The following is a 13,078-nucleotide window of genomic DNA, read 5'->3' on the forward strand; positions in this document are numbered from 1 at the left end:
AAGAGGTCACTCGTCCGCGGGGCGCGATTCGATGGTGAGCCGGTAGTGCTCGGAGAGGTTGGTGAGCTGTGTACGCCCTTCCCAGCGCGGCTCGCCATCGTAGCGCACCGTCACCCATTCCCTGCCGTTCTTCGACAGGGCACGTCGCCCGGGCCCATCCTCCAGCGTCCAGCCGGGGGGCAGGGCGGCGCGCACGGCGTCGGCCGGCCAGTAGACGAGCTGCACGTCCCGGAGCACCGGCGCGGACTGGAACTGGGCAGGCAGGCGCGGGTCGCGCTCCTCGTCCAGGGTGGTTCCATTCCAACGCAGCGTGAGGATGCGCTGCCCCAGGGCGAAGCCGGCCAGCTGCATCAGCGCCGGCTCCACCTCCAGCAGGGCCTCCAGCGAACGCGGGCCGCCGGGGTCCGACTCGTGCGCGAACTCCAGCCGCTGCGTCAGGCTGACGGTGGCCCCCAGGGCAGCCGGTGCCAGCCGCAGCTCCGGCAGCGGCTCGCCGGGAGCGGCGGGCGGCGGCCGGGGCGCGGTGGCGCAGGCGACGAGGCCCGCGACGAGCAGGACCGGGACGGCTAGGCGCACACGGCCTCGAGCACGGTGAGGCGCCGCTTGCTCTCCGCGACGTAGGGGTTGTTCGTGTCCCACGCGTAGCCGGCGAGGATGGCGGAGATCATCCGCCGCACGTCCGGGGACGGGTTCGGGTGGAAGATGACCTGCTGGAAGCCGCCCTCGTACCAGGACTCCACGAAGGTGCGGAAGGTGTCCACGCCCGCCTTGAGCGGCTTCGCGTAGTCCTTCTCCCAGTCCACCGTCTCCCCGGCGTACGCGCGGCGGATGCAGTCAGCCGCGAGGCTCGCGGACTTGAACGCGATGGTGACGCCCGAGGAGAACACCGGGTCGAGGAACTCGCCCGCGTTGCCCAGCAGCGCGAAGCCCGGGCCCCACAGCGACTTCACGTTGGCCGCGTAGCCGGTGAGCTTGCGCGCGGGCGTGTCCCAGACGGCGTCCTTCAACAGGTCCGACAGCGACGGCGTCTCCTTCACGATGGCCTGGAGCCGCTCGGTGTCCGTGCCCTGGTACTGCTCCAGGTATTCCATCTTCGCGACGACCCCCAGCGAGCAGCGGCCGTCGGAGAAGGGGATGGTCCAGTACCAGACGTGCACGTGTTCGGGGTGCACCGTCACGCGGATCTTGTTGCGGTCGAAGCTGCCCGGCGGCGTGCGGTCCAGGACGTGGGTGAAGATGGCGCCGCGCTTGGGGAAGTTCGACGGCGTCTCCAGGTTCAAGAGGCGCGGCAGCACGCGGCCGAAGCCGCTCGCGTCCAGGAGGAAGCGCGCGCGCACGCGGTACGTCTCACCGTCGGGACCGCGCGCCGTCACCTCCGGCTGCTCGCCGTTCGTGTCCACGGAGAGGACCTCGTGGCGGTAGCGCACGGTGGCGCCCTGACGCTCGGCACCTTTCGCGAGCACGTGGTCGAAGTGGGCGCGCTGCACCTGGAAGGTGGTGCCCCAGCCGGGGGAGAATTTGTCGCGGAAATCGAAGTCCGTGTACTTGTCGCCGCGCACGAAGGCCGCGCCGTTCTTGTACTGGAAGCCCGCCTCCACCACGTCCTGGAGCATTCCGGCCGCTTCGATGTACTCCATGCTCTGCGGCAGCAGGCTCTCGCCGATGGAGAAGCGAGGGAACTGCTCACGCTCCAGCACGAGGACGTCACGGCCCTGCTTGCGAAGGAGGCCCGCCGCGACGGAGCCCGCGGGGCCCGCGCCAATGATGAGGATGTCCGCCGATTCAGTTTTCAATGTGTGGCTTTCCCAGGAGGAAGTCGGAAACAGGGGGTGAGGATCCAGATGGTGACCTCGCCCAGGAGCATGGCGAGGCCGAAGGAGCGCAGGGCGGGCGTGGCCGACAGGCCCAGCAGACCGAAGGACAGGAGCGTGCTGACGCCGGCCAGGGCCACCGCGAGCCACGCGGAACCGTCACCGGGGTGCTCCAGAAGGAAGATGCCGTAGTCCACGCCCATGCCCAGCAGCAGCACCAAACCCAGCACGGTGAAGAGCTGCAGGGGCGCCCCCGACCAGCCGAAGAGGGCGAGCGTGATGAGCGTGCCCAGCACGGACGGCAGCCACGCGCGCCACGCCTGTCGCCCGAAGCGGGCCACCAGCGTGAGCAGCACCGCGACATAGCCCGCGACGATGAGCCCGCCCATGATGCGCCGGTAGCGGCCGAGCAGCCCGGAGATCTCCGCCGTCTTGTCCACCCAGCGGATGCCCTCCAGGCCGTGCGCGACCGCTTCCAGCTTCGGCAACTGCTTCGGGTCGTTGAGGCCGCGCAGCATGAGGACGCTGTACTGCCGCGCGCCCAGCGTCCCCAGCCACTGCTGCCGGATGGCGGAGGCGACGGGCCCGGAGAGGAAGCGCGAAGGCGTGAGCGGTTCGTCCGCGAACGCGGCGCGCGGGGGGGCCTCGCCCGTGGACTCGCTGACGGCGGCCACGGCCTGCGCTTCGGCGCGGGCGCTCAGGGCCGCGTCCTCGCGCTGCTGGGCCTGGGAGGGAAGCCAGTCGGACACGGCGCGGTAGCCCGCGAACACCTTCTGGGCGACCAGCGTGTCCAGGTGCTGCTTCAACGTCGCCTCGCGCGCGAGCACCTGTTCGTCGCTGTCCCCCTCCACCAGGAAGAACTGCGCGGGGCTGGGCAGGCCCAACAGCCGCCCCAGTTCGCGCTGGTCGGCGATGAGGTTCGGGGGCGCGCCCTGCAACTGGCGCAGGTCGTCCTGGGGCTTCAGCTTCCAGAGGCCCACGGCCACCAGCACGGCAAGCACGGCGCCCGTCACCCACCAGCCCCGCGTGGAGGCGATGCGCGGCCAGCGGGTGATGGAGGCGGAGAAGCGCTCGGAGAAGGCGGTGACGGGCAGCGCGCCCCGGTCCAACGAGGGGAACCAGCACACCACGGTGAGGAACGCGGCGGTGAGGCCGGCGGCGGAGAACACCGCCATCTGCCGCAGGCCGGGGAAGGGCGCGACGCCCAGCGCCAGGTACGCCACCACGCTGGTGATGAGCGCCAGCGCCATGCCCGGCAAGAGCGAACGCATCACCGGCCCGCGCTCGGACGGGGCCTTGCCCTGCCGCGCGGCGAAGTAGTGGAAACCGTAGTCCTCCGCCACGCCCACGAGGCTGGAGCCGAACACCAGCGTGAGCAGGTGCACCCGCTCGAAGACGAGCGCGGTCACCGTCAGCGCCACGGCGCACCCCAGCGTGAGCGACACGCCCACGAGCAGGATGGGCCGCAGCGAACGGAAGGTGAGCCACACCAGCAGGAGCACCGCCGCCAGCGAGCCGAAGCCGATGGTGGACATCTCCCAGCTCGCCTGCGCGGCGGCGGCCTCCGCGTACAGCGGCACGCCCGCGGCCACCAGCCGGGCGCCGGGCACGGTGGCCTCCACCCGGGCTCGGGCCTGCTCCACCACGGCGGTGACGCGGGAGCCGTCTCCCAGCGCGAAGGCGGAAACCTTGCTCTTCCAGGTGAGGAGCACCCACTCGCGGCCCTCGCCCGACAGCCACAGCCGACCGTCGCGGGGACGCGCGGAGGTCTCCGCGGCGCGGGCCTGCCACCAGTCCGGCCACAGGCCCAGCGGATCCGCGTTCCAGTCCGTCATCCGCGCGCCCGCGGGCTGGTACAGCTTCATCAGGGCCGTGCCGCCCAGCTCCTCCTGCGTCGCGCGCGTGAGCCACTGGCGCTGCGCGGGCGTGAGCAGCCGGTCTCTGTAAGGCCGGTAGAAGTCCACCGCCTGCTCCAGCGCGGAGGTGTCCACCACGGCGGGCTCCAGCACGTCGGAGGCCTGCTCCAGCACGCGGGTGGCCTCGTCCGCGACCTTCTGGGCGGAGGCCCAGTCCTGCGCGCCCACCAGCAGCACCACCTGCCGGCCGGCTTCGTCCGCGAGCTTGCGCGTGGCGGCGTCCACCTCCGGCGCCTGCTCGTCCTCCGGCAGGAGCGCGAGCACGTCGGTGTCCAGGCGGGCCGAGCGCCAGAAGGACACCTGGTGCACGCCCACGGCGAGGACCACCAGGGCCCAGAGGATGGCCAGCCTATTTGCCAAGGCGCTCGGCTTCCGTGGCATCCGGCGGCGGCGACTGCGTGAGCTGGTCGAAGAGGATGACGCTGGAGTCCCCGCGCGTCTCGTCCATCTTCACCTGCCGCACGTACGCGTCGCCTTCCAACTGGATGTGCTTGAAGACGCGCGCGAGCCCCGCGTCCGTGGGCGTCAGCTCCAGCCGCCAGCCGGTGGGGCCCACCAGCTCGCCCTCCACCTTGAAGCGCTTCTGCAGCGTGGACACGTCGCCCGCGAGCAGCGCGAAGAGCAGCTCGTTCACCGCCGCCAGCGCCGGCTCCTTCGTGGAGTCCAGGTGATAGGCCGCGCCGCCCTGGCCCTGCTCCGCGCTCAGCGACTTGCGCGTGAGCGTCAGCGTGGAGGCGAAAGGCGTGCGCGTGTTCCACAGCACGCCCTGGTCGCGGGCGAGGAGGAAGTCACCCTTGGACACCAGCGGCTTCTTGAAGCCCGCCACGGTCTTCTTCTGTTCGAAGTGGCCGCGCACCAGCGGCGCATCCACCAGCCGGGCGCGCACGTCCTTCACGAGGTCGCCCGCGTGGGCGCTCACGGACAGCAGCGCGCAGGTGAGCACGAGCAGGGTCTTCATTCCGGCCTCACTCCCAGCTTGTTCCAGAGGACTTCCGGACAGACGAACTGCATCTCCCCCGTCGCCAGGGCCACCGCCACCTGGATGGTGTGGGCCTGGTTCACCTTGCGCCCGGTGGCCGCGTCACGCAGCGCGTAGTCGAAGCGCAGCCGGTTCTCCCACTCGGTGATTTCGGCGCGCACGATGATCTTCTGCTTGTAGGAGATGGGGGACACGTACTTGAGCCGCATGTCCACCACGGGCCAGCCATAGCCGGACTCGCGCATCTGCGGGTAGTCGTAGTCGTAGCGGCGCAGGAGGGCGCAGCGCGCCAGCTCCAGGTACTTCACGTAGTGGCCGTGCCAGACGATCTCCATCATGTCGAGGTCGTGGAACGGCGGATCGATTTCGATTTCGCAGCTCAGGTCAGGCTTCATGCAGCCTCCACTCCCGCCGGCGAAGGGCGGTGAGCAGGCCTTGCAGCTCGCCATCCAGGGCGCGGTCCTCCACCAGCAACGGGATGCGCGCTTCCAGGTCCGCCTGCATCGCCGCCAACGCGGGGCCCGGCCTCGCGTCCGCGTCCACGCGCTGCCGCAGGGTGACGCCCTGGCGGGCCGCGATGAGCATGGCCGCGACCACCTGTTCGGTCAGCTCCAGCACGCGCAGACAGTCGCGCGCGGCGATGGTGCCCATGCTGACCTTGTCCTGGTTGTGGCACTCCGTGGAGCGGGAGAAGACGGACGCGGGCATCGTCTGCTTGAGCGCCTCCGCCGTCCACGCGGAGACGCTGATCTGCGCCGCCTTGAGGCCGTGGTTGATGGCGGCCCTGGGGCCCGTGGACGCGGAGAGGTTCGCGGGCAGCCCGTGGTTGTAGCGGGGGTCCACCAGCAGCGCGAGCTGCCGATCCAACAGGTCCGCCACGTTGGCCACCGCCGTCTTCAGGCTGTCCATGGCGAAGGCGATGTGGCCGCCGTAGAAGTGGCCGCCGTGCAGCACGCGCTCGCCGTCGGGATCGATGAGCGGGTTGTCGTTGGCGCTGTTCAGCTCGTTCTCGATGAGCGTGCGGAAGAAGGGCAGCGCATCCTCCAGCACGCCGATGACGTGCGGCGCGCACCGGAGCGAATACCTGTCCTGGAGCCGCTGCTCGTTGCGCGACGGCCGGTCCGTGACGAGGTCCGCGCGCAGCCGGGCCGCCACGCGCTGCTGGCCCGCGTGGGGCTTGGCCGCGAAGAGCGTCTCGTCGTAGTGGTGCGCGTTGCCGGCGCTCGCCAGCACGTTGAACGCGGTCAGCCGCGTGGCCAGCCGGGACAGGTACTCCGCCCGCTCCCACGCCAGACACGCCAGGGCGGTCATCACGGCGGTGCCGTTCATGATGGCCAGCCCCTCCTTCGGCCGCAGCTTCAGGGGCTTCACGCCCAGCGACTCCAGCACCTGGGCCGCGGGCCTCCGCTCGCCCCGGTACCAGACGTCGCGCTCGCCGCAGAGCACCGCCGCCACGTAGGACAGGGGCGTCAAGTCACCGCTCGCGCCCACCGAACCCTCGGCGGGAATCATTGGCAGCACGTCGTGCTTGAGCAGCAACTCCAACTGGGTGAGCAGGCCCTCGCCCACGCCGGAGAAGCCCTGGCACAGCGAGGCGAGCCGCGTGGCCAGCACCGCGCGCGTCTCCTCGGGCGTGAGGAACCGGCCCGCGCCGATGCCATGGTACGTGTAGAGGTGGTGCGGCAGCTCCGCGACGAGCGCGGGCGGGATGGACACCGTCACGGAGTCGCCGTAGCCGGTGGTGACGCCGTAGATGACGCCGTCCTCCGCCAGCAGCCGGTCCAGGAACGCGGCGCCCTTCGCGATGCGCTGACGGAAGGCGGGGGCGGTGCCCAGCTCGGCCGGGCGCTCGCGCCGAGCCAGCGCTCCCACGTCCTCGAGGGTCAGCCGACCGCCGTCGAAGCGCACCGGGAGGTCAGAAGGTAGGGGGCTTCGCGGAGACATTCACCTGATCCCAGAAGGGAAAGAAGTTGAACCAGTCGTAGGGCGCGCGCTGGAGGAGCGCCGTGACCCGGCCGGCGTAATGTTGGGCGCAGTCCGTGAGCGCGGCCTCGCGTTTGCCTCGCGGCAGGACGACGCGCTCAAAGAGGCACTCGAAGTGGATGGTGTAGCCGTCGCCCTCATGGATGCAGCCCAGCAGGTAGAGCGGACACTTGAGCAGCGCCGCCAGCACGTAGGGCCCCACGGGAAAGGGCGCGGGGTGTCCCAGGAAGTCGACGCGCACGGTCTGGCTGGCATTCACGGGAATGCGATCGCCCGCGATGACCACGAACTCGCCGGCCTCCACGCGCTCGTTCAGCGCGACGGCGGTGGCCGGGCCCATGTCGGTGACTTCCAGCAGGTGGAAGTCGTTCTCCGGGTTGAGGCGCTTGAGCAGGCGGTTGAACTGCTCCGCGTGCAGCGTGTGCACCAGGATGTTGAGCTTCACCTCGCCCCTGCGCTCCGCCATGGTGCGGCACAGCTCCAGGCAGCCCATGTGCGCGGTGACGATGACGCCGCCCCTGCCCGCCTTCGCCGCCTGGTAGAACTCCTCGCGGCCCTCGGTGCGCACGCGCTCGAAGCGGTAGCGCCCGCTGACCGCGAGCAGCTTGTCCAGCATCGTCTCCGCGAACATCAGCGTGTGGCGCACGCTGTCGCGCCAGTGCGGCGTGTGGCCCAGCGCACCCGTCGCGGCCTCCATCCGCTCCAGGTACTGGAGCGAGGACTGGCGCAGGAGCGGCCGGCTCAGCCAGTGCACCAGCACCACCGGGTACAGACAGAGGCGGAAGGGCCAGCGCCCCAGCAGCCGGTGGATCCAGTACAGGAGCCAGATGCCGGCGACGAAGGTCGTCTCTCCCATCTCCGCCCAGTGGCGGGACTTCATCGCGCCACCTTGCGCCACAGCAGCATCGGCAGCCGCACCAGCATCCCGAAGAAGAGCCGGGCGTGCATGCCGGAGATGCGCACGTTGTCCCAGAGCACGTCGAAGTGGGAGATGCCGTCGGTGGGGTAGCGCACGTGGGTGGGCTGGTTGAGGATGCGCATGCCGCGCCAGAACAGGCGCACCAGCACCTCCACGTCGAAGTCCATCCGCTTGCCAATCCGCACCGAGTCGATGAGCGCCACGGTGGGCGCCAGCGGATAGACGCGGAAGCCGCACATCGAGTCGCGGATGGCGAACGACAGCGTGTTGATCCACACCCAGATGTGCGTGGCGTAGCGGCCGTACAGCCGGCCCTTGGGCACGGACTCGTCGTAGACGGGCGTGCCGCACACCAGCGTGTCGGGGCTCTGCTTGGCCAGCGCGAGGAAGCGGGGGATGTCGCGGGCGTCGTGCTGTCCGTCCGCGTCGATCTGCAACGCGTGGCTGTAGCCGCGAGCCTGGGCCGCGCGCAGGCCCGCCATCATCGCGCCGCCCTTGCCCTCGTTCTGGGGCAGGCGCACCACTTCCACGCCGTTGCTGTCGTCGCGCGCCAGCCCGTCCAGCACCGCCGCGCAGCTGGGCTCGCTGCCGTCGTCCACCAGCACGCAGGGCAGGCCATGGGAGCGCACCGCGTGCACCACCGCGCCCACGGCCTCGCCGTGGTTGTAGACCGGAATCACCGCGCAGACCTTCATCCCACCCCTCCACCCAGCACGATGCGGCCGCTGGCGTGCGCGCCCGCGGCCGACGTCAACTTGAAGCCCAGCCGTCCGGACTCCGCCGCCCAGGTGAGCTCCAGCGTCAGCTGCGTGCCGGGCGGAATCACCTGCTGGAACTTCAGGGTCTCCAGCCGCAGGAAGTCCGGCGGCAGGGCGAAGTGCTCGCGGCCCAGCAGCAGCGCCCAGTCCACCTGGACGACGCCGGGCAGGATGGGCGTGCCGGGGAAGTGGCCGTCGAAGTACGGCGAGCCCTCCGGGGCCTCCACCGACAGGAGCACGCGCTCCGGTGCGCGCTCGAGGACCTGGAACGCCGGCCGCCTCGGGTCGAAGAGGGCGGCGAGCGCCGCTTCCGTGGATTTGCCCTGCGAGTTGACCGGCATGGCCTCCAGATATCGGAACCGGCGCGGCAAGGCACTGGACTCGAAATGGGGGGCCAGTTTCTCGCGCAGGGCCTGGTTCAGGGAGCGTCTGCCCCCCGCCTCCTGGAGCCTCCAGCCCGCCGCCTCCGGCACCGCCACCACCGCGAGCGTCACCCGGTGGCCCTCCGCCAGGGGCAGCACCCGCGCCTCCTTCACCAGCCCGCCCTCCACCAGCGCCCGCTCCATGGCGCTCAGCGACACGCGCTTCTCCTCCAGCTTGAGGAGCCGGTCCCTGCGCCCCAGCAGCTCGAAGCCCCCGGGCACCGCCCGCGCCCGGTCCTCCGTCGTGAACCACGCCCCTTCGGACAGGTCCAGGTGGGGCGAGCGGACGGCCAGGACCTCGTCATCCGCGCCGGCGCGCACCTCCACGCCGGGCATCACCCGCCACGACGCGGCGTCCTCGGTGTCCCGCCTGCGCCACGCGACGCCCCCGGTCTCCGAGCTGCCGTAGACCTCCACCGGCGCCCGGCCCAGCAGCTCCCGACACGCCTGGAGCGCTTCGGGGCTGAGCGGCCCCCCGGAGGAGAACAGCCCGCGCAGGTGCCCGCGGACCGAGGCCCAGTCCAGTGACGCCGGCAGCCGCTTCAGGTGCGCGGGGCTCGCCACCAGCAGCGCGGGGCCCGGGCGCAGCGCGGCCACGATGTCCTCTGGATACGGCAGCCCGTGCGCGTCGAACGGCCGGCCCGACGCCAGCGGCCACAGCACCCGGAACAGCAGGCCATAGATGTGCTGGTGCGACACGGTGGCGAGCACGGGCGCATCTCCGGCCTCCTTGTCGAACAGGGCCCCCAGCGTCACCACCTCGCTGGACAACTGCGACAGGCGCTTGGGGATGGCGGTGGGCTCACCGCTGGAGCCCGACGTGTAGACGACCAGCGCCGCGAGCTCCGGCGACAGGGGCTGGAACGTACCTTCTGCGTTCGGGATGGGTGTCAGCGCCGTCAGGTCCGCCGGAGCCCTGCCCGCGAAGCCGTCCACGTGGGCGCGCAGCGCCTCCAGCGTGGCGGGCCGAGCGTCGGCGGGAAGGTAGATGCACACGCCCGCGTGCCAGGCGCCAAAGAGCGCGGCGGCGAACTCGAAGGTGTCCTCGTGGAAGAGCGCGTACCGCCGCCCCCCGTGCGCCGCGAAGGCCGCACGCCAGCCGGTGGCCCTCGCGCGGAACGCGGCGAAGTCCAGCACCTGTCCCTCGCGGCGGGCCACGGGGTGCCCCGCGGGACGGCCGTGCACGAGGAGGTGTTCGAGCGCGAGCGGCTCATCCATGGGCGTGCCGTGCGCGCACCCGCTGCCGCACCACCCATTCGCCGGCGAAGAGCAGGCCCATGAGGCCGTAGGCGATGAGGCCGTTGTAGAGCGCCCAGGTGGCGTCGCTCGCCCAGAGCGCGGTGGTGAGCGCGAGGCCGCCGTTGAGGACGAAGAAGCCGCACCACACCTGCGTCACCTTGCGCGTGTAGAGGACGCCGGACGGCGGCAGGTCCTTCTCCCGCAGGCGCGCCAGCCGTTCGATGACACTGGGGGGATAGGCGAGGCTGGTGGCGAAGACGGTGAGGAGCACGCTGTTCACGAGCACCGGGTAGAGCTTCAGCGGCAGCGCGTGGTTGCCCAGCATGCTGGACGCCGCGAGCACCAGCGCTCCCACGGCGGCCGCAAGCCACATCTTCTCCCGGGTGGCCACCGCGCGCACCACCGCCATGCCCGCCAGGGGGAGCGCCATCCAGCGGGGCTCGAAGTGGCCCAGGCCCAGATAGACGAGCGGCGGGTACGCGAGGCTCAAGAGCCCCAACAACACCGGACGCAGGCGTTTCACGCCGCGGCGGAGTCGCTGCCGAGCAGCCCGTGCAGCGCGTCCACCACGTCCTGCAGCGTGCGCACGGAGCGGAAGACCTCCGGCGGAACGCGCTGGCCCGCGACGGGCTTCAGCCGCACCAGCAGGTCGATGGCGTCGATGCTGTCGATGTCCAGGTCATCGTGCAGCCGCGCCTCCGGGATGATGCGCGACGGTTCGATGTCGAAGGTTTCCTGGAGGATGGCGCTCAGGCGCTCGAACAACTCGTGTTTGGTCATGGGGTGGCTCCGCGCTTTGGTTTTTAGGGGTTCAGGACTTGGTGCGGTGGGTGCTGACGAAGTCCGCGAGCGCCCGCACGCTGGCGAAGTGACGGCGGTTCTCCTTGGAGTCGCTCGCCAGCACGACGCCATAGGACTTCTGCAGCGCCAGCCCCAATTCCAGGGCGTCGATGGAGTCCAGTCCCAGGCCCTCGACGAACAACGGCGCGGCGGGATCGATGTCGTCCGGTTTGAGGTCTTCGAGGTTCAGCGTCTCGATGACCAGACGCTTGATTTCGTGCTCAAGCTCCAGCATGGCCCTGGTTCTCCTGGGAGAAGTAGTCGTGAAGGCGTGTGGTGAGGTGGCGCGCGGCCTTCGCCGCGTCCCCCGCGTCCGCGTCCCTGGAGGAGACGGGGATGTCGTCCTCCACGCGGATGATGAAGTGCATGGGTTTCGGAGGCACCTTCCACCAGGGCGCGCCCTTGGTGAGGCCCAGCGGCGCGACGCGGATGGTGACGGGCGTGATGTCGCAGGGGCCGCGCACCGCGATGTTGGCGGCGCCGCGCTGCAACTGCATGGGTCCGTTCACCGGCGTGCGCGTTCCCTCCGGGAAGATGATGAGGTTGTTGCCGGCCTTCACGGACGCGATGCAGTCCTGGATGAGCCCGGGCCCGGAGTCGTTGCACAGATAGCGCGTCGCGCGGATGGGGCCGCGCATGAACGGGTTGTTCGCCAGGCTCGCCTTCACCACGCAGTCCGCGTTGGGCACCAGCGAGATGAGGAACACCACGTCGATGAGCGTCGGGTGGTTGGCCAGGATGAGCAGCCCGGAACGCGACAGCTTCTCCACCCCTTCCAGCTCGTAGCGCAGCACGCCCAGGAAGCGCATGTAGCCGACGAAGAAGCGGAATGAGTGGTGCACGGCCAGCCGCGCCAGCCGCGTCTGCCGCACGGGCTCGCGCACGATGAGCTGGAGCAGCGGGAAGTAGAGGAGGCGCAGCGCCAGCCCCCCCAGCCCGAACGTGGCGAAGGACAGGCCGGTGGCGAAGATGCGCCAGAGCCGGTCGAGCTTCTCAACCATGGCGTTCCCACCGCCAGCGCCGAGCGCCCACCGGGTGCTCCCACTGGCGCGCCCCGGAGACCAGGAAGCGCAGCGCGCGCAGGTCCGCCGGCAGCCCGTCCTGTTCCCCAGCGTCCGCGTCCGGCGGCCCGGCGTGGCAGTCCAGGCGGATGGCGTTCGCGCCCGAGTCGGCCGCCAGCAGGCAGGCCCAGGCGTGCGGGAACCCCACCGTCGGGGAGAAGTGCCGCCAGGGCTCCGGCACGGGCTCGTCGTAGAGGACGACCATCACCCGGGGGACACCGTCCGCCAGCAGGCCGCACGCCTCCGTGAAGGCGGCCTCCACCGTCTCCTCGCCCGCGGCGATGGCGCCATAGGAGGCCGTGTCGCCCCGTGCGATGGAGTAGAGCGCGCCGATGGCGTTGTGCACCGACAGGCTGAACGACGTGGGCGACAGCGGCTCCGAGCGCGCCAACTGCGTGAGCAGCTCCACCGAACGGCCCAGGTCCCCGTAACGCGATGCGAAGAGCACCGGCGCTTCGGGCGCGTCCGCGTGGGCCTGATAGGTGGCCTGCAGCGCGATGCGGCCCAGCCGGTCCACCCGGCGGCGCATCATCGCGGGCATCTCCGCGAGCGCGGGCGTGCCTTCGGCCGGGAGCGGGTGGGGCTTCTCAAGCCAGGCTTCCCAGGCGGCCGGAGCAACGAGGCCAGGGGCCCATGCGGCCCAGCGCTGAACGGTGAATCCCATCGTCATGACGGAGAGGCCCCAAGCGCTCCCAAAGGCAACCTTTACCAAAGCATCAACAGGGAGACAATTGGCGCCCGGCCCCAAGCCGGCAGGGGACCGGGCGGATGCTCCACTCCACGCCCTATTGGTGCCGCAAGAAGCTGTTTTTGTTGGCAAAACGCGCAATGGAACCTCGCCGTTCAGCTGCTTGCGGGTTTGTCCAGGGGGGTGATGCGTCCAGTGCTCCCCGCAGGTCGCGAAGACCCCCACGGGATGATTCGGAACGACCCGCGCGGACGGGTCACGGGCGTGGGCTCCCGACGTCGCAAACGCCCTGCGTATTCACCGGCCGCGCGCGGCCGTCCCGGTGCCTTGGTGGGACGCGCTAAGGTTTTTCCGTTTTTGCTACCAATCCAGTTTCATGGACGGAAGGGACGCTCCAGGCATGCGACGCACGACGACGTGGAAGCGGGCGGTGGTGGTCCAGGCGGTGTGGCTGTTGGGGGG

General features: G+C 70.8%; 14 protein-coding genes. All 14 read right to left on the minus strand.

Annotated features, from left to right (window positions below):
- Nucleotides 1-6: 6 nt before the first annotated feature.
- Genes D7Y13_RS14730 through D7Y13_RS14795 form a run of 14 tightly spaced genes read right to left on the minus strand, consistent with a single transcriptional unit; the run spans nt 7 to nt 12,598 of the window.
- Nucleotides 7-576: a DUF3261 domain-containing protein gene (locus tag D7Y13_RS14730; protein ID WP_120534379.1), complete on the minus strand. Its 570-nt coding sequence runs from the start codon at nt 574-576 to the stop codon at nt 7-9.
- A complete protein-coding gene (locus D7Y13_RS14735; RefSeq protein ID WP_120534378.1) occupies nt 567-1,793 on the minus strand; it encodes an NAD(P)/FAD-dependent oxidoreductase in 1,227 nt (408 codons plus the stop codon). Before D7Y13_RS14735 ends, D7Y13_RS14730 begins: the two co-directional genes overlap by 10 nt.
- Nucleotides 1,790-4,087, minus strand: coding sequence for an MMPL family transporter (locus D7Y13_RS14740; RefSeq protein ID WP_120583696.1), 2,298 nt, complete (start codon nt 4,085-4,087; stop codon nt 1,790-1,792). The genes D7Y13_RS14735 and D7Y13_RS14740 overlap by 4 nt, the downstream gene beginning before the upstream one ends.
- The gene (locus D7Y13_RS14745; protein WP_120534376.1) at nt 4,077-4,685 is read right to left on the minus strand and encodes a LolA family protein; all 609 of its coding nucleotides are present in this window, start codon (nt 4,683-4,685) and stop codon (nt 4,077-4,079) included. Before D7Y13_RS14745 ends, D7Y13_RS14740 begins: the two co-directional genes overlap by 11 nt.
- Entirely contained in the window at nt 4,682-5,101 is a 420-nt protein-coding gene (locus D7Y13_RS14750; protein ID WP_120534375.1) for an acyl-CoA thioesterase, read from the minus strand. The genes D7Y13_RS14745 and D7Y13_RS14750 overlap by 4 nt, the downstream gene beginning before the upstream one ends.
- Nucleotides 5,091-6,650, minus strand: coding sequence for an HAL/PAL/TAL family ammonia-lyase (locus D7Y13_RS14755; RefSeq protein WP_120534374.1), 1,560 nt, complete (start codon nt 6,648-6,650; stop codon nt 5,091-5,093). The genes D7Y13_RS14750 and D7Y13_RS14755 overlap by 11 nt, the downstream gene beginning before the upstream one ends.
- Nucleotides 6,622-7,569, minus strand: coding sequence for a lysophospholipid acyltransferase family protein (locus tag D7Y13_RS14760; protein ID WP_120534393.1), 948 nt, complete (start codon nt 7,567-7,569; stop codon nt 6,622-6,624). Before D7Y13_RS14760 ends, D7Y13_RS14755 begins: the two co-directional genes overlap by 29 nt.
- Nucleotides 7,566-8,303, minus strand: a complete 738-nt coding sequence (locus D7Y13_RS14765) for a glycosyltransferase family 2 protein (RefSeq protein ID WP_120583697.1) — start codon at nt 8,301-8,303, stop codon at nt 7,566-7,568. Before D7Y13_RS14765 ends, D7Y13_RS14760 begins: the two co-directional genes overlap by 4 nt.
- Entirely contained in the window at nt 8,300-10,006 is a 1,707-nt protein-coding gene (locus D7Y13_RS14770) for an ApeI family dehydratase (RefSeq protein WP_120583698.1), read from the minus strand. The genes D7Y13_RS14765 and D7Y13_RS14770 overlap by 4 nt, the downstream gene beginning before the upstream one ends.
- Nucleotides 9,999-10,550, minus strand: coding sequence for a COG4648 family protein (locus D7Y13_RS14775; protein WP_120583699.1), 552 nt, complete (start codon nt 10,548-10,550; stop codon nt 9,999-10,001). Before D7Y13_RS14775 ends, D7Y13_RS14770 begins: the two co-directional genes overlap by 8 nt.
- Nucleotides 10,547-10,807 (minus strand): acyl carrier protein, encoded by a 261-nt coding sequence (locus D7Y13_RS14780; protein ID WP_120534370.1) that lies wholly within the window; start codon nt 10,805-10,807, stop codon nt 10,547-10,549. The genes D7Y13_RS14775 and D7Y13_RS14780 overlap by 4 nt, the downstream gene beginning before the upstream one ends.
- A gap of 31 nt (nt 10,808-10,838) precedes the next feature.
- Nucleotides 10,839-11,102 carry a phosphopantetheine-binding protein gene (locus D7Y13_RS14785; RefSeq protein WP_120534369.1) on the minus strand — a complete coding sequence of 88 codons (264 nt, stop codon included), beginning with the start codon at nt 11,100-11,102 and terminating at the stop codon, nt 10,839-10,841.
- Nucleotides 11,089-11,868, minus strand: coding sequence for a lysophospholipid acyltransferase family protein (locus D7Y13_RS14790; protein WP_120583700.1), 780 nt, complete (start codon nt 11,866-11,868; stop codon nt 11,089-11,091). Before D7Y13_RS14790 ends, D7Y13_RS14785 begins: the two co-directional genes overlap by 14 nt.
- Nucleotides 11,861-12,598, minus strand: a complete 738-nt coding sequence (locus D7Y13_RS14795; RefSeq protein ID WP_233595552.1) for a beta-ketoacyl synthase chain length factor — start codon at nt 12,596-12,598, stop codon at nt 11,861-11,863. The genes D7Y13_RS14790 and D7Y13_RS14795 overlap by 8 nt, the downstream gene beginning before the upstream one ends.
- Nucleotides 12,599-13,078 lie beyond the last annotated feature (480 nt).

It is taken from the genome of Corallococcus praedator, assembly GCF_003612125.1.
Taxonomy (GTDB): domain Bacteria; phylum Myxococcota; class Myxococcia; order Myxococcales; family Myxococcaceae; genus Corallococcus; species Corallococcus praedator.

What these genes read in the sequence shown, in the direction of transcription:
- D7Y13_RS14745 (WP_120534376.1), bottom strand. Translation starts at nt 4,685, where the DNA reads ATGAAGACCCTGCTCGTGCTCACCTGCGCGCTGCTGTCCGTGAGCGCC.
- D7Y13_RS14750 (WP_120534375.1), bottom strand. Translation starts at nt 5,101, where the DNA reads ATGAAGCCTGACCTGAGCTGCGAAATCGAAATCGATCCGCCGTTCCAC.
- D7Y13_RS14755 (WP_120534374.1), bottom strand. Translation starts at nt 6,650, where the DNA reads ATGTCTCCGCGAAGCCCCCTACCTTCTGACCTCCCGGTGCGCTTCGAC.
- D7Y13_RS14760 (WP_120534393.1), bottom strand. Translation starts at nt 7,569, where the DNA reads ATGAAGTCCCGCCACTGGGCGGAGATGGGAGAGACGACCTTCGTCGCC.
- D7Y13_RS14765 (WP_120583697.1), bottom strand. Translation starts at nt 8,303, where the DNA reads ATGAAGGTCTGCGCGGTGATTCCGGTCTACAACCACGGCGAGGCCGTG.
- D7Y13_RS14770 (WP_120583698.1), bottom strand. Translation starts at nt 10,006, where the DNA reads ATGGATGAGCCGCTCGCGCTCGAACACCTCCTCGTGCACGGCCGTCCC.
- D7Y13_RS14780 (WP_120534370.1), bottom strand. Translation starts at nt 10,807, where the DNA reads ATGACCAAACACGAGTTGTTCGAGCGCCTGAGCGCCATCCTCCAGGAA.
- D7Y13_RS14785 (WP_120534369.1), bottom strand. Translation starts at nt 11,102, where the DNA reads ATGCTGGAGCTTGAGCACGAAATCAAGCGTCTGGTCATCGAGACGCTG.
- D7Y13_RS14790 (WP_120583700.1), bottom strand. Translation starts at nt 11,868, where the DNA reads ATGGTTGAGAAGCTCGACCGGCTCTGGCGCATCTTCGCCACCGGCCTG.
- D7Y13_RS14795 (WP_233595552.1), bottom strand. Translation starts at nt 12,598, where the DNA reads ATGACGATGGGATTCACCGTTCAGCGCTGGGCCGCATGGGCCCCTGGC.